Origin of the sequence: Streptomyces sp. ERV7 (assembly GCF_001653515.1) — a bacterium.
Lineage (GTDB): Bacteria > Actinomycetota > Actinomycetes > Streptomycetales > Streptomycetaceae > Streptomyces.
Map to the genome: position 1 here is coordinate 118,416 of NZ_LYOY01000001.1, position 20,413 is coordinate 138,828.

The following is a 20,413-nucleotide window of genomic DNA, read 5'->3' on the forward strand; positions in this document are numbered from 1 at the left end:
CCGGCAGAGCAACGCGCATCTGCCGGGGCCCGCCGTGTCCGCCCGTCGGGAACTTGCGGAGATGGTGACGGTATGTCAGTCCGGGGGTGTGGTGGATGGCTTGGAGCCGGCGGTCGGCGGGGGGAGCGGACTCCCGTAGCCTCACGGCTTGTGAGATCGATACGTACGACGTGGGGCCGCGCGCGAGGCGGGCGGGCCAGGGGCAAGGTGCCCCCTTCGCAGAGGGCAGTCCTGGATCGGCTGCGGGATCTATGCGCGGCAGGCGAGTTCGAGGAGGCCGAGGCCGAGGCGAGGTCTCTTGCCGCGGTGCCGCGCGTCCGGGGTGGAGACTCCTTGGTCGTGTCATGGCTGGCCAGGTCCTTTGCCACGAGGGCGGCCATCGCCCACGGGCGGGGGGCGGAGGTTTTGCCCGAACTGGAGACCTTGATTACGGAGTTGGAGCAGAAGGCCGACTCCTATGGCCCGAATGTGCGGGTACTACTGCTGGGCCTCCGGTCGAACCGGGTGGCGGTCCTCGTCGGACAGGGCCGGTACACAGAGGGAGAGGCCGAGGCGCAGGACATCCTGCGTGCCCTCGCTCGTCTCGCGCACCTCACCGCGGTGTGGGAGACCGAACTGTCCGCATTGACCAACCTGGCAGCCGCACTGAACGGGCAGGGTCGCTACGAGGAGGCGGAGGCCATCGCCCGCGGGAATCTGCCGCGAGCGGACGAGCCCACGGCTGTCGTCCTGCGCCGCGTCCTGGGGCGCAGCCTGAATGGGCAGGGCCGCTACGAGGAGGCGTTGGCCGAGGTCGGCCGACTCGCGCCGCTGGGCCGTGCCGACAGCGGAGCTGTGGACATCGACACGGCCAGGGCCCTGCACGGCCTGGGCCGTCGCAGCGAGGCGGAAGCCGCCGTTCGCCAGGCACTGACCGCCTGCGAGCAGTTCCTCCACCCGGCCCACCCCCGCACCCGGGACGCCCGCACGCTGCTGACCCGCATCACTGTGGAAGACCCGGCCCCGAATGAACTCGTTCGATCCCGGGCGACGAAGGACGCCCCGCGCGCCGCATCATCCGTTCGCGCTGCCTCGCGGGAGGCGCGCATGAGTACCCGTACTCATGCACCCGGTTCGCCCACGCGGGCAGGGTGGTGTCCATGAACCTGCCCGTTGCCCCGCCGGCCTTCGACGCCACCACCGGGCCCCGGCAGCGGCGACGGACTGACACAGGTGTGGACATCGGCGTCAGCTGCGGTTTGGTGTGCGTGGAACTGCTCACCCTGGTAGTGACCTTCGGGCTCTGGTTCCTGTCCGGGCTCGACCTCGACCCGGGAGCAACCGTCGAGTCCGACTCCCTGTGGGGTTACCTGGCCGCCGTGGGCGCGGTCGGCGTGTTCTCCACCGTGGCGGCGGCGTTCGCCGCCCGCGCCGGAGCGTTCGTCACCGTCATCAGCCAGGCCACCGTGGCCACCTTGGTCTGCGTCATCGTCTTCGGTGGGACCATGGCGCAGTCCCACGAAGACGCGAGGTGCCGCGACACACCTTCCGCAGCGAGCTGCGAGGACTGATCACCACCTTCCACCCCGCCAAGTCACCTATGTATAAGGCAAGGTGGGCCGGAAGTGGTGGGAGCCGCCCGCCAGGGCTCCCCGCACGGTGGTGCGGTTCAACTCCCGCCAGCAACCCTCTCGTTGTGCGCGTCGGGTCCGCAAAGCCAACAGCGTTCGCGAAGGCATCCTCGGCATCGCCCGGGTCCACAACCTCGATTTCACGAGACAGCTCGGACTTCATACGGGACGACCTGCCGTTACACACCCACGACCTCGCCTTTGCGTTCTCTTGACCCGGATCTTCTAGGGTCGAGGAGTTGCATCCGCAGAGGACAGGGCGGGTGCGGGATCGACGGGGGAAGGTGCCGGGTGGGCGACGACGGCAAGGTTCTGGACATCAAGACGGCTGATCTGAAGCTGTCGGCACCCGTTTTCCACGAGCAGGCGAAGAATCTGAGTACGGCGCTGACGAATCTGGTGAAGGCGCTGGACGGCTTCGGCAAGCCCTGGGGTGATGACGAGCAGGGCAAGGCGTTCGGGGACGCGTACGAGCCGCAGCAGACGGCGATCGAGCGCGGCGCGGGCATCTTGGTGCTCGGGCTGACGAGCATCCACGAGGCCATGATCGACATGTCGGACGGGCATGTGGACAACGACGAGCTGATTGCCGGGATGTTCGCCAAGGTGAAGCCCCAGGAGCCGCAGGACGGTGCGAAGTGAGCTTGGAGGACGAGGCCAAGAAGGTCCTGCTGAAGCTGGGCATGTGGTGGCCGGACGCGAACTCGGGCACCCTGCGGCACGCGGCGCAGGCCTGGCGGACTTTCGCCGACGCGGTCGATGACGTACGTACGCCGGTGAACAACACGGCGACTTCGCTCATCCACAACAACCAGGGTGAGGCGATCGCGACCTTCACCACGTTCTGGGAGCGGTACGCCAAGGACAAGGACGCCGGCTGGCTCAGTGATCTGTCCAAGTCCTCGCGGAAGATGGCGGAGGGGCTGGAGAAGTTCGCGGACGCGGTGGACGACGCGATCACCAAGCTGTGGACGCAGATCGGTATCGACGCGGCGGTGATCGCGGGCGGGATCGCGCTGGCGTTCTTCACCGCGGGTCTGGCCTCGGGGGCGGCCGTGGCGGCCGCCGACGTGATCATCGAGATGGGCGCCACGCTGGGTGTCGCGGTCTCCACGACGGTCGCGGAGATCGCGGCGGGCACGCTGGTGGCGGCCGCGTTCGGTGGCGTCGAGTCGGTCACCGTCGACCTGGCCGTGGCCCAGCCGCTGAAGATCGCCACCGGTCTGCAGAGCGGCTTCAGCCTGGACGAGATCAACCAGGCCGCCAAGGACGGCATGATCTTCGGCGGGGCGCTGGGCGCGGGAAGCGGCGTCCTGAAGGCGGGCGTCGAGGGCGCGTTCACCAACCCCACGCCGTTCATGCTGCGCCCGCCCTCGCTCCGCCCGGACTTGGTGGAACTGGGGCCCGCCGCCCGCAACTGCGAGCGCACCCGTTGCGTGGGCGAGCCGATCGACGTGGCGACCGGCGCGATGCTGATGTCGCAGACGGACCTGACGCTGCCCGCCTCGCTGCCGTTCGTCTTCGAGCGTACCCATCTGTCCTCCTACCGGGGCGGGGTGTGCTTCGGCCCCACCTGGATCTCCACGCTGGACGAATGCGTCCAGATCGACGGCGAGGGCGTCGTCTTCGCGGGCGCGGACGGGATGCGCCTGGTCTATCCGGTGCCGGTTCCGGGCGAGCCGGTGCTGCCCCTCAAGGGCCCGCGCTGGCCGCTGGAGTGGGACGGCAAGCCGGACGGGGTGATGACCATCACCGACCCGGCCACCGGAGTGGTCCGCTCCTTCAGCACCCCGCTGAACTCCGCGACCCCCGGTATCTTCCATCTGCCCATCGACGCCTGGCAGGACCGCAACGGCGCCCGCATCGACGTCGAGCGCAACGCGGGCGGCGTCCCCGAGGGCATCCGCCACTCCGGCGGCTACTACCTCGCCGTCGACTCCCACGGCCCCCGCATCACCGCCCTGCGCCTCCTCGACCACGCCCCCGACCGCTACAGCGCCCAACTCCCGCCGGACGCGGGCACCGTGGTGATGCGCTACGGGTACGACGCCGCCGGAAACCTCAGCGAGGTCATCAACTCCAGCGGCGAGCCCCTGACGTTCGCCTACGACGACCAGGGCCGCATGACCCGCTGGACCGACCGCAACGCCACGTGGTTCTCCTACGTGTACGACGAGCGCGGCCGGGTCGTGCGCACCGACGGCGTCGACGGCATCCTCTCCGGCACGCTCACCTACGACGAGTTGGCCCGCACCACCACCTACACCGACTCCCTGGGCCACTCCTCCAGCCACCGCTACAACGGCGAAGGCCTGGTCGTCGAGGAGACGGACGCCCTCGGCCACACCACCCGCACCCAGTGGGACGAGCGCGGCGACAACCCCCTCACCACCACCGACCCGCTCGGCCGCACCACCCGGTACGCCTACGACGACCACGGCAACCTCACCGAACTCACCCTGCCCGACGGCTCGGTGGCCCGCGCCGTCTACAACCGGCTCGGCCAGCCCGTCGAGGTCGTCGAGCCGGGCGGCGCCACCTGGCGCCACACCTACGACGACCTCGGCAACCTCCTCGCCACCACCGACCCGCTGGGCGCCCGCACCAGCCAGGTGTACAACGAGCTGGGCCATCTGACCTCGATCACCGACGCCCTCGGAGGTGTGCGCCGGGTCGTCCCGAACGCGGCGGGCATCCTCGTCGAGATCACCGACGAGCTCGGCCACCGCACCACCGTGAGCCGCGACGCCTTCGGCCGCCCCGTCGAGGTCACCGACCCCCTGGGCCACACCACGCGCACCACCTGGACCACCGAGGGCAAGCCCGCCCGGCGCGAGCACCCCGACGGTGCGACGGAGTCATGGACGTGGGATGCCGAGGGCAACCCGCTCACCCACACCGACCAGGCCGGGCACACCACCCACAGCACCGCCGCCCCCTTCGATGTCCCGGCCACCCGCACCACCCCCGACGGGACCACTTACGCCTTCACCCACGACACCGAGCGCAGGCTCACGGGCGTCACCAACGCCCAGGGCCTGACATGGACGTACACCTATGACGAGGCGGGCCGCCCGACCGCCGAGACCGACTTCAACGGCCGCACCCTCACGTACGGCTACAACGCGGCGGGCGAGTTGGTCTCGCGCACCAACGGCGCCGGAGAAGCCCTGCACTTCACCCGGGACCCGCTCGGCCGGATCACCGAGCAGCGCTCCGGCCCGGACGCGACGACGACGTACGCCTACGACCCGGCGGGCCATCTGGTCCGCGCGGTCAACGCCGACGCCGAACTCACCCTCGCTCGTGACGCTCTCGGCCGGGTGACGGCCGAGACGGTGAACGGCCGCACCACCACATACGAGTACGACGCCTGCGAGCGGCTCGTCGGCCGGACCACCCCGTCGGGACTGGTCTCGACCTGGTCGTACAGCCCGACCGGCCGCCCGGTCGCACTGTCCTCGGACGCGGGCACGTTGACCTTCGCGTACGACGCGGCCGGCCGGGAGACCTCGCGCCGCATCGGCGACGGGGTCACCCTGCACCAGGACTGGGACGCCGCAGGCCGTCTCGTCTCCCAGTCCCTCACCGCCCGGCCCCTCACCGGCCGCTCGGACCAGGCGGACCGCCTCCTCCAGCACCGCACCTACGCCTACCGCGCCGACGGCTATCTGACCGAGATCCGCGATCTGACCTCGGGTACGAGGAAGTTCACCACCAACCCGGTCGGCAGGGTCACAGACGTCCGGGCGCACGGCTGGACCGAGACGTACGCCTACGACAGTTCCGGGAATCTGACCCGTGCCGACGCGCCCACCACGGCAGCCGCGACGCTCACCGAGACCGCCGGGTCGGCTGGCGAGCGCGAGTTCGAGGGCACCCTGGTCCGCCGGTCGGGGAGCACGACCTACGAGCACGACGCCCAGGGCCGTCGGGTCCGCCGCGTACGCAAGCTCCTCAACGGGCAGCGCCGGAGCTGGACCTACTCCTGGAGCCCCGAGGACCGCCTCACCGAAGCGGTGACCCCCGACGGGGAGCGCTGGCGGTACGTGTACGACCCGATGGGCCGCCGCATCGCCAAGTACCGGCTGCTCGACGACGGTTCGACGGCCGAGCGCACCGACTTCACCTGGGACGACACCCGCCTCGCCGAACAGACGGCCCCCGACGGCCGGGTCACCGCCTGGGACTACGCCCCGGGCACGCACACCCCCCTGACCCAGACCGGCCACCGCCCCCTCGTCCGTACCGGCGGAGTGTCCCTGCTGTCGTCGCTGGCCGAGGACACCACCGCCGACCGCACCATCCGCTTCCACGCGGTCATCACCGACACGGCGGGCACCCCGACGGAACTGGTCGGCCCCGACGGCGAATTGGCCTGGCAGCACCACCACGTCCTGTGGGGTGCCCGCCACGCCACCGCACCGGACGAGGGCTCGGCCGACTGCCCCCTGCGCTTCCCCGGCCAGTACGCCGACCCCGAAACCGGACTGCACTACAACTACTTCCGCTACTACGACCCGGAGACCGCCCGCTATCTGTCGGCGGATCCCCTCGGGCTCGATCCGGCGCCGAACCACCACGGGTACGTCGACACCCCGCTGTCGATGATCGACCCGCTGGGGCTGAAGACGTGCGACGAGCCGGTGCCGACGACGAAGCCCCGGACCGGAGTGAAGGGGCTCATCAAGGAGGCCCAGCTGCCGACCTCCGGGCGCATCCGCTTCGTACCGTCGCAGGACGTCAACGTGAACTCGGGGCTGCCCCGGGGAACGCGCAAGGGCTATATCGACCGCTTCGGTAATGAGTGGATCAAGGGGCCGTCGCGCACGGCGGGCCAGCCGTTCGAGTGGGATGTGCAGCTGAGCAAGAAGGGCAAGGCCCAGCTCGGCTGGCTGAGCCGGGACGGCAGCCATCTGAACGTATCCCTCGACGGAGAGATCACCCACAAGTGAGACAGTGGACGGCGCAAGCGCCCGGACAGCAGGAAACGGAATGACCGCCATGGAGCAACCCGCAGAAGACGCGTTTCACTTCTACGCAGAAGTGCGCATCACCCACTCCCCGCGCCGCCCCGAGCTGGCGGGCCGCCTGGGCGCCATCCTCGGGATCACCGAGCCCAAGGACCCCGAGGTCCCGCCCGCGTACGCGATCATGGTGGACGACTACGACTACACGGTGCAGTTCGAACGCGATGAACTGACGCCGACGGGCCGGGACCGCAAGCACGAGGACTACTACTAGCGAGGGCCATCGCCGGCAATGGAATACGTCAAGGCTGCCTGGGACGACGAGCTCCGGGGTTCTTCACGGACGCGACCGCGTTCACGGTCCGCGCCCGCGACCTCCAAGCGATCTGGGGCGAGGCTCCCGGCACGGCGGGAACCGCGTGAGTGAGCCTCCTCTCAGCGCGGCTCACCGGAGTGCGAGCCGGTCGGCGCGGCCCACGCCACCACGGGCGTCGAAGGCCGGCGCCCACGGCGAGGCGGAGTCACACCCAGGGGCCTCCGGCTACCTGTTGGCATCGGCGACCGATGTGACAACGATCTTCGCAGCCGTCGTCGCATCCCGCACAATGCTCGCGGACGTGGGAGGCGACCCGTTGTCCAAAAGGCTTGAGCCGCTGTCGTAGACCCTGACCACGACATTGCCCGTACGGGCGACGAGCGTCGCTTCTTTGGAGTCTTCTTTGTTCGTCTTCGAGTCGAAGCTGATGGCGGTTGCCTGATCGCCGATGTCGGGTGCCGGCTCGGTCTCGATGTTCCAGGCATCAGTCCTGGTCCGGGCGTCGGCGATTACCTTGTCGTAGGTGTCCTCGGCGTGCTGATCACCGCTGCGCGTGTCGGAGTCGTAGCGCCACAGGGTCACGGAGAGGAAGCGGAAGCTGTTGGTGTCATCACTGCCGGACCAGTAACAGCGACTGTTGTCGGCCGTGTTGCTGGTGTCGGCCGTGCCGTTCTTGACCTTCACTCCGGGCACGAGTTGGTCAAGCGCCCCTTCGGAGATCGTCTTGCATGCTTCGGGCAGCTTGGCGAAGTTTGCGACGCTGGTCTCCGGAGTCTCCGGCGTGTGCGATGAGGAGTCAGGAGTGTCCGACGACGAGCTCTCCTGCTTCTCCCCGGAAGACCCGCTGTCCTCGCCGTCGGAACCGGACTTCCCAAGAAAGACCGTGAGCACCGCGATCACTGCGATTGTCAGGGCAACGCCCAGCGCTGCCAGCAGCGGCGGTACATGGCGACGGCGTGGTTCCGGCCTTGGCTCGGGAGCGTTGAGAGAAGCGGGATCGCCATCAGTCGGCGCACGGCCGCGTGTCTGGGCGATCGCCACGATCGGCTGCTCTGCGATGTCCGGTTCGTCGGTCTTGGAGGCGGCGGCGCCCAGGACGGGGCCGGATGGTTCTCCGGTCTGGGTCGGTGCCTGGTGCAGCGGGGGCGCCGGGGGTACGGGAGCGATGGGTCCGCGAGCCGCTTGGTGGACACGGTGGTCCCCGGCAGCCGGTAGGGGTCCACGGTCGGCCAGAACCAGTCCGTGTACTGGTCGTTGCCCTGCTGCCCCGGCCACCAGTAGAGCATTCCGGCACCCGTGTGCCAGCCGCGCGGGTTCTCGCCGTTGCCGCACTCGTAGTACGAGATCCGCTCCGAGGCCATGGCGATGTTGGCGGTCCAGGCGGGCCGTCGGTGGACGACGCGGTCCATGGCGGCGAAGAGGGTGTGCCCGACCGGCTCGGGCGCGGCCGCCACGGGCGACTCCACGACCGCCTGGAGCCGGGCGAGGTCCGCGACCCCGAACTGCCGGGCGCCGAGCACCGGATGGCTCGGGTCCCGCTCGATCCACCCCTTGATCAGCCCCTGCCACCGGGCCCGCTCGGCGGGCGAGGCCCCGCCCGCGAGTACGGCGACGGCGGCCATCAGCCCCTCCCCGTGGAAGTGGTCGCTGCGCATCACGTGCGCGTCGTCGGCGAGCAGATAACCCCGGCTCACCGCCCGCCCGTTGACGCTGTCCATGACCAGCCCGTTGTGGATCAGCGGCGCGTACGCGCGCTCCACGCTGTCGAGGATGATCTGCCGGTTGGGGTCGGTGACGGCCCAGCTCGTCCCGGCGAGCAGGGTGAACAGCCGCCCCAGCCCGTCGAGCATGACCTGTCCGTACGTACCGGAGTAGGCGACCGAGGTGTGCTGGATGAACGATCCGTCGGCGTAGAGGCCGTCGCCCTTGGTGACGTACGGGAAGACCGGCGAGAGGGCGTCGCGGGCCAGCGCGAGCTTGGCGGAGGCGCGGCCGATCGCCCCGCGCACCGCGACCGAGCGGCACAGGTCGACGCGGTTGGCGCCCGTCGACGTACCCGAGTAGTCGGCGAACACGGAGTCCGGGACGAAGTGGTCGACGGCGGCACAGGCGGCCTGGACCCGCTCCTCCCCCACGTACTCGTACAGCGCGTTGACGAGGTCGGTGAGCAGCCGGGGGCTGCCGATCTGCCACTCCCACCAGTTGCCGTAGCGGGTGGTGGACGGGTTGTAGACCTTCGCCGCCACATGGTCGATCCCCCCGATCACCTCACCGAGCAGACCGGTGTCACCGGTGAGGCCGGTGCCGGGCTGGAGGAAGGCCTGGGCCATGGTCCACAGCCGGCTGTAGCTCTGGGTGATCCCGGCGGGCGGGTCGAACGGGCAGTCCGGCCAGAGCGCGTGGTCGGCGGGGGCCATCGAGGCCCGGAAGGCCCGGGCGCGCTCGCCGGTCTCCTTGAGCCGGGAGGCGTACGGCTCGGCGCCCGCGTCGAAGCCGGTGCCGAGCGAGAGGTCGCGCCAGCGCTCCCGCAGCAGGGCGAACTCATCGGCGGCAGAGGCCTCGGGAACCACGGCCAGGGTGAGAGCGCTTGCTCCCAGAACCGTGAGAAACGTACGACGCAGCAAGGACACAGGGAACTCCCGGAGGGAAGTGGTGTAGACCGCTCCCGCCGGTGTAGCACGGCGCGCCCGAAGCCTTCAATACTCCGGACGCACCGCACAGCAAGCGCTTACCTCCGTACGTTCCACACCACGGAGTCACTCAGCCCGGCGACGATCCGCGGATCCCGCACCGACGTGGTCGGGTCGGTCACCGTGACCTTCAGCTGATGGGTGCGCCGGTCCCACGGGGAGATGACGGCCTGCGCGACACCGACCCAGGTGCGCCCCTCGAACCGGGTCAGCTCGCGGCCGTCCAGGTACCAGCGGATCCTCGGCTGCTTGGCGCCGGAGCCCACCAGCTGGGGCACGGTCACCCGCGCCTTGTCGTGGACGCCCAGGGTCCGCGCGGTCGGCACGGCGGCCGTGGCGATCGAGGCGTGCCGGTAGAACCCGGCGATCATCGCCTCGCGCCCGGGCAGGCTGAAGGGCTTGCCGAGGATGCGCATGATCGAGTTGTCGGTGGGCCGGTTGAGCCCGGTGACGTAGTAACCGCCGCCTTCGTACGCCCCCACGAGGCCCCCGTCGGGGGAGGTCTCCCCCAGCCACCGGTACCACTTGGTCCGCTGCGCGGCCATCTGCTCGGCACTCAGCACGGAGATGTTGGACTCGGCGACCTCGGGCCCGGAGTAGTGCTCGTAGCCGGGGGTGCCCGGGTAGAAGTACTCGTCGGCGAGCTTGCCGAGCGAGTGGCCGGTCTCGTGGATGGCGACCTGCCCGGACTTGGCGTTGCCGGCCGAGGCGGTGGAGATCCCCTCGTAACCGAGCTTCTGGCTGGGCTCGTTGTACCCGGCGCCGCCGTACTTGGTGCTGTTGGCCAGCACGATCACGAGGTCGGCCTGCGGCGCCTTCGCCACATACGAGTCGACCTTGTCCTGGTCGATACAGAGCAGCCGCTCGATGCCGTCGCACCAGAAATACGAACCCAGCGCGGTGTTCTTCACATCCCCCTGGGCGGGGTCGCCGGAGACGCCCGACTGCGCCGAGACGGCGTCGACGGTCCACACGTTGAAGAGGTTCTGGTACGTGGTGTACGGCTCGACGCCGGTCACCTCGCCCCACTTCTCCTTGGCGTCCGCATGGAACCGGTCCAGCTGGTCGACGGTGTACCCATCGCCCACGATCACCACATCGAGCCGGTCGGCACTCGGCCCGTTGCTGACGATCTCAGCGACATCACCGTCGGCGTCCGCGGCCCGCCCGGAGAGCCGCGCGCCAGGACGACCGACACCACCAGCGGGAACGCGCACATGCCCGGACCCCGCTACCGAACCCCCTTCGGGCCCGGGTATCTCGACCTCGACGCGCGGCCGGGGCGCGGGAGTACCGGCGGCCGCGGCGGGCCCGGACAGGAGCGCGGCAACGACGGACCCGGCGAGTCCTGTCGCCGCTATGGTTCTGCGCAGACGCAAGGCTGAGCGCATGAATTCCTCCCCCAGTGACGGAAGTTAAGCAGTCGGGTAAATCTGTTGAACGGCTCGCTTAAGTTAGGGGGCGCACGGGGCATGCGCAATGCCCTGGGACCAGGGAGACGCGATGGACGAACCTGCCGTGATCGGCCGCCGGGTGCAGCGGCTGCGCGCCGAACGGGGATTCACCCAGCGGCAGTTGGCCGAGCCCGCCTACACCCCGGCCTATGTGTCGACCCTGGAGTCGGGCAAGGTCAGGCCGTCCGAGGCGGCCCTGCGCCACCTCGCCGAGCGCCTGGGCACCACATACGAGGAACTCGCCACGGGCACCCCCGCGCATCTGGCCACGGAACTGCGCCTGGGCCTCACCGACGCCCAGCGGCTCCTGGCGACCGGCGACGCGGACGAGGCGGCCGTGCGCTACCGTCAGCTGCTGACCGAGGCCGAGCTGCACGACCTGCTCCCCGAACAGGCGGAAGCGCTCCTCGGCCTGGGCGACTGCGCCCTGGAGTGCGGCGAACTGGCCGACGCGATACGGCACTTCGAGGCGGCCGAGCGCCAGCAGGTGGGCGAGCCGCTGCCGCGCCGGGCGCGCGCGATCCGGGGCCGGGCGATCGCCCACGTCCTGGCGGGCGAGCTCCGCTACGCCTGCTACCTCCTCGAATCAACCATCGACGAACTGGGCACCTCCGGCCTGAACGACCCGGAGTCCCTGGTCCTGCTCTACTCGGCGATCATCGGCCCCTACCTCGACATGGGCGCACAGGCCCGTGCCGCGCACGCCGCCGAACTGGCCCTCGCGCTCGCACCACAGGTCTCCGACCCGGCCCTGGTGGCCGGTATGCACCGCCAGGTCGCCCGCACCTTCCTGGCCGAGGGCCGCACGGCCGACGCCGACGCGTCCCTGGCCAAGGCCCAGTCGGTCTACCGCCAGCTGCGCCTGCGCACGGACCTGGCGCACTGCCACTGGATGCGGGGGTACGTCTACGCCCAGGACGGCGAACTGGGCTCCGCCGAGCGGGAGTTGCGTACGGCCCGGGACATGCTGGCCGCGAAGCGGGCCGCGCTCTTCACCTGCCAGGTCGAGGTGGAACTGGCCGACGTGCTGCGCCGGCTGGGCCGCCACGCGGAGGCGGCCTCCCTCCTCACGCCGCTCGTCGACCCGGCACCGGAGCTGGGCGACCGGCACGGCGCGGTCCACGCGGGCGGCGCGCACCGCCTCCTCGGCCTGATCCGCGAGGAGCGCGGCGACCTCGACGCCGCCGAGGAGCACTACGTCACCGCGCTCGGCCTCCTGGAGCGCAGCGGTGCCACCGGCGACCTGGCGGACCTCTGCCGCCTCCTCGGCGACCTGCTGCGGCGTACGGGGCGTACGGAGGCGGCACTGGACGCGTATCGGACGGGGCTGGGGCATCGGGCCGCGCCGGGCACGACGACGCTGGGGCCTGCGCCGGTGCCACCACGGTATTAGGCCCCACCCCGCCCCTTCACCTAGACCCTCCGGGGGCGGGCGGGGGGCGAAGCCGAGTTCCCCCGGGGGCTCCGCCCCCGGCTCCCCGCCTGCCTGTAGATCTGCGGCTCCGGTGGGGGCTGGTCGCGCAGTTCCCCGCGCCCCTGACTACCCAGGGGCGCGGGGAACTGCGCGAGCAACCCACCACCGGCCCGCGGGCAAAGTCCGGGCCCGTTTATCTCGGCGGCTTCGCCGCCTTCGCTGCCGCCTTCATCTCCTGTTTGTGCGCCCGCACCTTCGCCAGGGAGTCCGGGCCCGTGATGTCCGCCACCGAGCGGTGGGAGTTCGGCTCGCCGTACGCGCCCGCCGCCTCCCGCCAGCCCGTGGGGCGGACGGCGAGTTGCTTGCCCAGCAGGGCCAGGAAGATGCGGGCCTTCTGGTCGCCGAAGCCGGGGAGTGCCTTGAGGCGCTTCAGCAGGTCGGCTCCGGTGGGCGCGTCCCGCCACACCGCCTCCGCCTCGCCCCCGTACTCCTCCACCAGACAGCGGCAGAGCTGCTGGATGCGCTGTGCCATCGAGCCGGGGTAGCGGTGCACGGCCGGTTTCTGTTTGAGGAGGTCGGCGAAGGCGTCGGGGTCGTAGGACGCGATCGCCGCCGCGTCCAGGTCGTCCGCGCCCATCCGCGTCGCGATCGTGTACGGGCCCGCGAAGGCCCACTCCATGGGGACCTGCTGGTCCAGCAGCATGCCGACCAGCGCGGCCAGCGGGCTGCGGCCCAGCAGCGCGTCCGCCTCGGGCTGCTGGGACAGGCGCAGGGTGTGGGGGGTGGGGGTAGGTGACATAGGGCGATGATCGGCGCAGCGGGGGCTCGCCGCATGCGCAGACGGGCCGCCGTCCACGTTTCCCGCGGAACTCACACTTTCGTATGAGCGGCGGAACCGTACGGACTGCCCGGCCGTACCGCGGGTAGAGCTGGGGCCGACCAACTGGTGGTATCAGGAGGGGAACCCAGTGACCCAGCCGTTCGTCCTGCCGGATTTCTATATGCCGTATCCGGCCCGGCTCAATCCCCATCTGGAGGCCGCGCGGGTCCACTCCCGCGCGTGGGCCCGCGAGATGGGCATGCTGGAGGGGTCCGGCATCTGGGAGCTGAGCGATCTCGACGCCCATGACTACGCGCTGCTGTGCTCGTACACCCACCCCGACTGCGACGCCGAGGCGCTGTCGCTCGTCACCGACTGGTACGTGTGGGTGTTCTTCTTCGACGATCACTTCCTTGAGGAGTTCAAGAGGACCCAGGACCGGGAGGGCGGCAAGGCCTATCTCGAACGGCTCGGCGCCTTCATGCCGATGGAGCTCGATGAGGGGTTTCCCGAGCCGACCAATCAGGTGGAGCGCGGGCTCGCCGATCTGTGGGCGCGGACCGTGCCGAGCATGTCCCACGGCTGGCGGGAACGGTTCTCCGAGTCCACCCGCAACCTCCTCGACGAGTCGATGTGGGAGCTCGTCAACATCGGCGAGGGGCGGATCGCCAACCCCGTCGAGTACATCGAGATGCGCCGCAAGGTCGGCGGCGCGCCCTGGTCCGCGGGGATCGTCGAGTACGCGGCGCACGCCGAGCTCCCGCGCTCCGTGGCCGGCTCGCGCCCGCTGCGGGTGCTCACCGACGCCTTCGCGGACGCCGTCCACCTGCGCAACGACCTCTTCTCGTATCAGCGGGAGGTCGAGGAGGAGGGGGAGCTCAGCAACGGGATCCTCGTGCTGGAGACCTTTCTTGGGTGTTCCACCCAGGAAGCCGCCGAGACCGTCAACGACCTCCTCACCTCCCGGCTCCAGCAGTTCGAGAACACCGCGCTGACCGAAGTCCCGGCGCTCTGCCTGGAGAAGGGGCTCGGTCCACAGGAGTGCGCGCGGATCGCCGCTTATGTGAAGGGGCTCCAGGACTGGCAGTCCGGCGGGCACGAGTGGCACATGCGCTCCAGCCGGTACATGAACGAGCAGGCGCAGGCGCGCGGTTCGATGGTCGCCGGGGTGCTCGGCACCTCCGCGCTGGACATCAGGAACCTCTTCGGGCGCCCGGCGGCGGCCCGGCTGCGCAGCCACACCCATGTGCCCTTCGCACGCGTCGGGCCGTCCGTGGTGCCCGGCTTCGACATCCCCTTCGAGCTGGCGCTCAGCCCCCACCACGCCAAGGCCCGGGACCTCTCGGTCGCCTGGGCGGGCCGGATGGGTCTGCTCGACGACATCTGGGACGAGCAGAAGGCCCTCGGCTACGACCTGGCGCTCTGCTCGGCCGGCCTCGACCCGGACGCCACCCTTGAGGAGCTGGAGCTCCACGCGGAGTGGCTGACCTGGGGGACGTACGCGGACGACTACTACCCGCTGGTGTACGGGCGTTCACGCGACCTCGCCGGGGCGCGGGCCGCCCACGAGCGGTTCCTGCTCTGTATGGACGAGGACGATCCGGAGGCCGGGCGGGCGTTCGCCGCGACCGCGATGGAACGTTCGCTCGCCGACCTGTGGGCGCGTACGGCGGGGCCGATGTCCGCGCAGGGGCGCCGGGGCCTGCGCTCCTCGGTCGAGAGGATGCTGGAGAGCTGGCTGTGGGAGCTGCACAACCAGGCCCAGCACCGCATCCCCGACCCGGTCGACTACATCGAGATGCGCAGGCTGACCTTCGGCTCCGAACTCACCGTCGCCCTGAGCCGGATCCGGCACGCCGACACCCTGCCGCCGGAGATCTTCCGCACGGGCACGATGACCGCCCTGGAGAACTCCGCGACGGACTACGGGATGCTGATCAACGACGTCTTCTCGTACCAGAAGGAGATCGAGTACGAGGGCGAGGTGCACAACCTGCTCCTGGTCGTCCAGCGCTTCTTCGACTGCGACTACCCGGCCGCCGTGCGGATCGTGGACGACCTGATGCGCTCGCGGCTGCGGCAGTACCTCCACCTCAAGGAGACCGGGATCCCGCCGCTGTACGAGGAGTTCGGCCTCGGCGCGGACGGCCGGGCGGCGCTGGACGCGTATCTGCGGGAGTACGAGGACTGGATCGCCGGGATCCTGCACTGGCACCGCACCGTGCGCCGCTACAGCGAGGAGTCGCTGCGGGGCGGCTCGCTGCCGAACGCGGTCCCCTCGGCGCTCGTCTCCTCCGGGCCCGGCACGGCCGCGCTGCGGCTCGCCCGGCTGGTGGCCCAGCCGGCTCCGGCCCCGGCGGCTGCTCCGGTCGCGGGGCTCTCCGGGGCGTGATCGACTTTGCCGCATGGGCCATGACCACGGACCGGTGCCTTCGGCCGCGGGCACCCTGAGCGGCACCTTCCGCGGCCGGCTGCTGTGGACCATCGGCATCAGCGCGTCGATCACCGTCATCCAGGTGGTCGGCGCGCTGCTCTCCGGCTCGCTCGCCCTGCTCGCGGACGCCGCGCACAGCCTCACGGACGCCGTCGGGGTCGCCCTCGCGCTCGGCGCGATCACCCTGGCCCAGCGGGCGCCCACGCCCCGGCGCACCTTCGGCTTCTACCGGGTGGAGATCTTCTCGGCCGTCCTGAACGCCCTGCTGCTCGTGGCGATCTTCGTCTGGGTGCTGTGGTCGGCGATCGGCCGGTTCAGCGAGCCGGTGGAGGTCAAGGGCGGGCTGATGTTCGCGGTCGCGGTGGGCGGGCTCGCGGCGAACCTGGTGGGGCTGTGGCTGCTGCGGGACGCCAAGGAGCAGAGCCTCAATCTGCGCGGCGCCTATCTGGAGGTGCTCGGCGACGCGCTCGGCTCGGTCGCGGTGATCGTCGGTGGTCTGGTCATCCTGCTGACGGGCTGGCAGGCCGCCGACCCGATCGCCTCCATCGTGATCGGCCTGCTGATCGTGCCGAGGGCGTACGGCCTGCTCCGGGACGCCCTGCACGTCCTGATGGAGGCCACCCCGCAGGACATGGACCTCGCGGAGGTGCGCAGGCACCTCCTGGAGGAGCCCGGTGTGCTGGCCGTCCACGATCTGCACGGCTGGACCGTCACCTCCGGGATGCCGGTCCTCACCGCCCATGTGGTGGTCGCCGACGACGCGCTGGCGAACGGCTACGGCGACCTTCTCGGCCGCCTCCAGCGATGCGTCGGCGACCACTTCGACGTGGCCCATTCGACGATCCAGCTGGAGCCGGAGGGACACGCCGAGCCGCCCGGTGCACTGCACAGCTAGCGCGGTGCTTGCCTTCCCGCCGGGAGAGCGGTAGGCCCTTGTCACATCCGGGCCCGGCGCGTCGTCCTAGGGACATGGACATCGCCATTGCGGGAGGGACGGGGACGCTGGGAAGCCGCGTCGCCGAGGAGTTGCGGACGCGGGGGCACCGCGTACGGGTGCTGAGCCGTAGGTCACCGGAGTACCCGGTCGACCTGACCACGGGGGAGGGGCTGATCGACGCCCTTGCGGGGTGCGACGTCGTGGTGGACGCGGCCAACGGCCACGGGTCGCCCAGGGGGGCGTCGCGCACGCTGGTGGACGGGACGCGGCGGCTGCTCGCCGCCGCGCGCGCCGTGGGCGTACAGCACCACGTATGCGTCTCGATGGTGGGCTGCGACATGGTGCCGATGGGATATCTGCAGGTCAAGGCCGAACAGGAGTGGGTCGTACGGGAGGGCAGGGTGCCCTGGACGATCGTGCGGGCCACCCAGTTCCATGAACTTCTCGCCTCGGCGCTCGCCTCGGCCGCCAAGTGGGGCGTGGTGCCGGTGCCCCGGGCGCGGCTGCGCACGGTCGCCTGTCTGGAGGCCGCCTGGGTGGTGGCCGACGTGGCGGAGGGGGTGCCGCACCGGGGGCGGATCGAGATCTGCGGACCCGAGGACACCGATGTGCGGGAGATGGCCCGGGTGTGGCGCACGGTCACCGGGCGCCGGGCCGTCCTGATGCCGGTGCCGCTGCCCGGCCGGATGGGCCAGGCGCTGCGGGCGGGCGCGCTCACCGTGGAGCGGCCGGACGTGCGCGGCACCATGTCGTTCGGGGAGTGGCTGCGGACCGAGCAGGTCTGGGCGAGCGTCGCGGGGACGAGGTGAGCGCGCCCGGCGGGCGCGGGCCGCTGTCCGGCGAGGACGGACTGGCCCGGGCCTTCGAGCGGGAGCGGCCCCGGCTGCTGCGGGTCGCCTACACGACGACGGGGTGCCTCGCGGAGGCGGAGGACTGCGTCCAGGAGGCGTGGCTGCGGCTGCGCGGCCTCAAGGACCCGGGCGCGGTGCGCGATCTGCGCGCCTGGCTGACCACGACCGTGGGCCGGCTCGCCCTGGACGCGCTGGGCAGTGCGCGCGTACGGCGTGAGCGGTACGTCGGCACCTGGCTGCCCGAGCCGCTGGTGGAGCACGCGCCGGACGAGCAGGACCCCGCCGACCGGGTCACGCTCGACGAGTCGGTGTCGATGGCCCTGATGATCGTCCTGGACGAGCTGTCGCCCGCCCAGCGCACCGCGTTCCTGCTGCACGACGTGTTCGGGCTGCCCTTCGAGGAGGTCGCGGGCGTGGTGGGCCGCACCCCGGCGGCCGTACGCCAGTTGGCCTCGCGGGCCCGGCGCCATGTCGACGGCAGCCGCCCGCACCACCCCGCCGGGTACGCCCGTCAGCGGGAGCTGGTCAGCGCCTTCGGCCAGGCCTGCCAGGAAGGGGATCTGGAGCGGCTGGTCTCGCTGCTCGACCCCGAGGTGGTCTGGCGCGGCGACGGCGGCGGCAAGGTGACCGCCCTGCACGGGATCGTGCGCGGCGCCGACAACGTGGCGCGCGGCATCGTGGCCCTGACCCGCGTGCACGTCCCGCCGGACGGGCTGCGGCTCGCGCACGTCAACGGGGCGCCGGGCCTGGCCCTGTACCACTGGGACGGTGCCCGCACGATCGTGGCGATCACCGTGGACGGCGGCCGGATCACCTCCGTGGACGCCATCCGCAACCCCGACAAGCTCACCCACGTACCGGACGCGTAGGCGCTCCGCTCCCCACCCGCCTCCCCTCCCGCACCAGCCCGAGCCACGCCGACCGGCCCGGGCAGCGGAGGAAAGGCCCCTCCGGCCGGTCACGGGGTGACCGGCCGGAGCCGGGGGATGCCGGGGTCGACGCCGACATCCCCCGCCTCGGGGTCAGGCCTCGGAGCCGTGGTCCGCACAGCTCCGGATTCCCACGGACGCGGCTGCGCCCGCCCGGCGCTCAGCGGGCGACCCGCTCGGCGAGGTACTGCTCCCAGGTGCGCCTGCCGAGCGCGCGGTCGGGGGCGGTCAGGTGGCCGGCGCGCCAGGCGGCGCCGATCTTGCCGGGAACGTGGACGGGGAGGACGGCGCGGCGCTTGCCGGCCGCGCGAAGCCAGTCCTTGGCGAGGCCGTCGGCCGGGTACACGGTCGGGCCGGCGAAGTCGGGGACCTGGCCGCCCGGGGCGCCGAGGGCCAACTCGACCAGGCGGTCCGCCACTTCGCCCGGGTCGACCGGCTGGCAGTCGGTGTGGGACGGCACGAGGACCACCGGGAGCTTGGACAGCACCCCGAAGGCGAGGTCGACCAGCGCGGGGAACTGGGTGGCCCGCAGGTTGGTCCAGCCGATTCCCGAGGCGGCCAGCAGCCGCTCGCCCTCCAGCTTGACCCGGTAGTACGGGTACGGGATCCGGTCGACGCCGACGATCGAGATGTTGACGACGTGCTCGACGCCGGCCCGCTTCCCGGCTTCCAGCAGGTGCCGGAAGCCGGGGATGTCGTTCTTGAAGTGCCGGACGTCGCTCGCGCAGTGGATGACCGTGCGGACGCCCGCGAGCGCCTCGTCCAGTCCGGTGCCGGAGGTCAGGTCGCCGGTGTACCAGGCCACCCCGGAGTCGTCCGGCACCCCGGTCCCGCGGGTGAGCGCGCGGACCGGGCGGCCGGTGCGACGGGTCCGCTCCAGCACCTCGCGGCCGAGCACGCCCGTAGCTCCGGTCACCATGATCGTGTCGTTGGTCATCAGTCTCAGCCCTCTCGGAGTCGCTCTCACCGATGAAGAACCGACGAGTCAGGCGTTCTGTGACAGCTCCCTGAGCTGAGTGGCGAGGAAGGCCAGTTTGTCCGGGTTCCGGATGAGCTGGATGCCGGTGATCCCGCCCTCGCCGAGCTCCACTGCCCCGACCGCGGTCAGCTCGCCGTCCTCCCAGCCGACCACCACCGGAACGCCGTTCGCCTCGGCGAACCCGATCCGCACGCCGCTCACCCACCGGGAGAAGAGGCCGACCAGGAAGTGGGCCACGTTGTCCCGCCCGACCACCGGCCGACGGGCCGCACTCACCTTGCCGCCGCCGTCCGACCAGACGACCACCTGGTCGGCGAGCAGCTGCTCCAACTGATCCATCGCCCCCTCGGCCGCGGCGGCCAGGAACCGGGCGAGCAACTCGCCGTCCTGCTCCCGCGAGGAGGCGAACCGCGGCCGGCCGTCGGCCAGGTGCTGCTGGGCCCGACGGTAGAGCTGGCGCGCGTTCGCCTCCGAGCAGTCGAGGACACCCGCGATGTCCCGGTGGCTGTAGCCGAAGGCGTCGCGCAGCACCACGGCGGCCCGCTCGGGGGCCGACAGCCGCTCCATCATCGTCAGCACCGCGAACGACACCGCGTCCCGCTGCTCCGCCGTCTCCATCGGCCCCAGCACCCCGGCATCGGTCCGTACCGGCTCCGGGAGCCATGGCCCGGGGTACTCCTCACGCTGCGCCCGGGCGGAGGTGAGCCGGTTCAGGCACAGGTTGGTGACCACCTTGGCCAGCCACGGGCCCGGCGCGGCCACCTGACCGGGCTCGACCCCGTGCCAGCGCAGGTACGCGTCCTGCACGGCGTCCTCGGCCTCGGCCGCCGAGCCGAGCATCCGGTACGCCAGCGAGAACAGCCGCGGCCGGTGGCTCTCGAATTCCTGCGCCATGTCCATGACCCCACGCTAATGCGGTGCCGGGAGGCGTCACCGGGCCGGCGTCGGTGACGGCGCCGGCCCACCGGCCCTGAGCCGGACAACGAAGAAGGGCCCCACCGCGAACGGT

15 protein-coding genes and 1 pseudogene are annotated in these 20,413 nt (G+C 71.3%); 10 read left to right on the plus strand and 6 right to left on the minus strand.

Going from position 1 to position 20,413, the window contains the following annotated elements; genetic code table 11:
• Positions 1-405: 405 nt before the first annotated feature.
• The 5 genes from A8W25_RS00510 to A8W25_RS00530 all read left to right on the plus strand — a co-directional run bounded on the left by A8W25_RS00510 (position 406) and on the right by A8W25_RS00530 (position 6,854).
• A complete protein-coding gene (locus A8W25_RS00510; protein ID WP_234386043.1) occupies positions 406-1,143 on the plus strand; it encodes a tetratricopeptide repeat protein in 738 nt (245 codons plus the stop codon).
• On the plus strand, positions 1,140-1,550 hold the full coding sequence (locus A8W25_RS00515; RefSeq protein WP_067153981.1) for a DUF6234 family protein: 411 nt from the start codon (positions 1,140-1,142) through the stop codon (positions 1,548-1,550). Before A8W25_RS00510 ends, A8W25_RS00515 begins: the two co-directional genes overlap by 4 nt.
• 351 nt (positions 1,551-1,901) lie before the next feature.
• On the plus strand, positions 1,902-2,252 hold the full coding sequence (locus A8W25_RS00520; RefSeq protein WP_067153982.1) for a hypothetical protein: 351 nt from the start codon (positions 1,902-1,904) through the stop codon (positions 2,250-2,252).
• A 41-nt stretch (positions 2,253-2,293) separates the two neighbouring features.
• Positions 2,294-6,565 (plus strand): polymorphic toxin type 17 domain-containing protein, encoded by a 4,272-nt coding sequence (locus A8W25_RS00525; RefSeq protein WP_234386199.1) that lies wholly within the window; start codon positions 2,294-2,296, stop codon positions 6,563-6,565.
• Positions 6,566-6,614: 49 nt separating this feature from the next.
• Positions 6,615-6,854, plus strand: coding sequence for an Imm31 family immunity protein (locus tag A8W25_RS00530; protein WP_158942337.1), 240 nt, complete (start codon positions 6,615-6,617; stop codon positions 6,852-6,854).
• Between the two features lie 267 nt (positions 6,855-7,121).
• On the opposite strand, the gene A8W25_RS00535 is transcribed toward A8W25_RS00530, so the two are convergent.
• The 3 genes and pseudogenes from A8W25_RS00535 to A8W25_RS00545 form a co-directional block, all read right to left on the minus strand.
• Positions 7,122-7,796, minus strand: a complete 675-nt coding sequence (locus A8W25_RS00535) for a hypothetical protein (protein ID WP_067153991.1) — start codon at positions 7,794-7,796, stop codon at positions 7,122-7,124.
• 269 nt (positions 7,797-8,065) lie between these two features.
• Positions 8,066-9,526, minus strand: a pseudogene (locus A8W25_RS00540) (polysaccharide lyase 8 family protein); the annotation flags it as partial.
• 98 nt (positions 9,527-9,624) lie between these two features.
• Positions 9,625-10,977, minus strand: coding sequence for a M64 family metallopeptidase (locus A8W25_RS00545; protein WP_067153994.1), 1,353 nt, complete (start codon positions 10,975-10,977; stop codon positions 9,625-9,627).
• Between the two features lie 112 nt (positions 10,978-11,089).
• On the opposite strand from A8W25_RS00545, the gene A8W25_RS00550 reads away from it, so the two are divergent.
• A complete protein-coding gene (locus A8W25_RS00550; protein WP_067153997.1) occupies positions 11,090-12,433 on the plus strand; it encodes a helix-turn-helix domain-containing protein in 1,344 nt (447 codons plus the stop codon).
• 214 nt (positions 12,434-12,647) lie between these two features.
• Here the strand turns inward: A8W25_RS00550 and A8W25_RS00555 are convergent, their stop codons facing one another.
• Entirely contained in the window at positions 12,648-13,253 is a 606-nt protein-coding gene (locus A8W25_RS00555; RefSeq protein ID WP_067154000.1) for an HhH-GPD-type base excision DNA repair protein, read from the minus strand.
• Positions 13,254-13,422: 169 nt separating this feature from the next.
• On the opposite strand from A8W25_RS00555, the gene A8W25_RS00560 reads away from it, so the two are divergent.
• From A8W25_RS00560 to sigJ, 4 genes are all read left to right on the plus strand, one after another.
• Positions 13,423-15,666 (plus strand): terpene synthase family protein, encoded by a 2,244-nt coding sequence (locus A8W25_RS00560; RefSeq protein WP_067154003.1) that lies wholly within the window; start codon positions 13,423-13,425, stop codon positions 15,664-15,666.
• Positions 15,667-15,679: 13 nt separating this feature from the next.
• On the plus strand, positions 15,680-16,603 hold the full coding sequence (locus A8W25_RS00565; RefSeq protein ID WP_067154004.1) for a cation diffusion facilitator family transporter: 924 nt from the start codon (positions 15,680-15,682) through the stop codon (positions 16,601-16,603).
• A 74-nt stretch (positions 16,604-16,677) separates the two neighbouring features.
• Positions 16,678-17,454, plus strand: a complete 777-nt coding sequence (locus tag A8W25_RS00570) for an SDR family oxidoreductase (RefSeq protein WP_067154007.1) — start codon at positions 16,678-16,680, stop codon at positions 17,452-17,454.
• Positions 17,427-18,365, plus strand: coding sequence for an RNA polymerase sigma factor SigJ (gene sigJ, locus A8W25_RS00575; RefSeq protein ID WP_420708402.1), 939 nt, complete (start codon positions 17,427-17,429; stop codon positions 18,363-18,365). The genes A8W25_RS00570 and sigJ overlap by 28 nt, the downstream gene beginning before the upstream one ends.
• Positions 18,366-18,585: 220 nt before the next feature.
• On the opposite strand, the gene A8W25_RS00580 is transcribed toward sigJ, so the two are convergent.
• Both A8W25_RS00580 and A8W25_RS00585 read right to left on the minus strand, forming a co-directional pair.
• On the minus strand, positions 18,586-19,362 hold the full coding sequence (locus tag A8W25_RS00580) for an SDR family oxidoreductase (RefSeq protein ID WP_067154014.1): 777 nt from the start codon (positions 19,360-19,362) through the stop codon (positions 18,586-18,588).
• 48 nt (positions 19,363-19,410) lie between these two features.
• Positions 19,411-20,304, minus strand: coding sequence for an RNA polymerase sigma-70 factor (locus A8W25_RS00585; RefSeq protein WP_067154017.1), 894 nt, complete (start codon positions 20,302-20,304; stop codon positions 19,411-19,413).
• Positions 20,305-20,413: the final 109 nt, after the last annotated feature.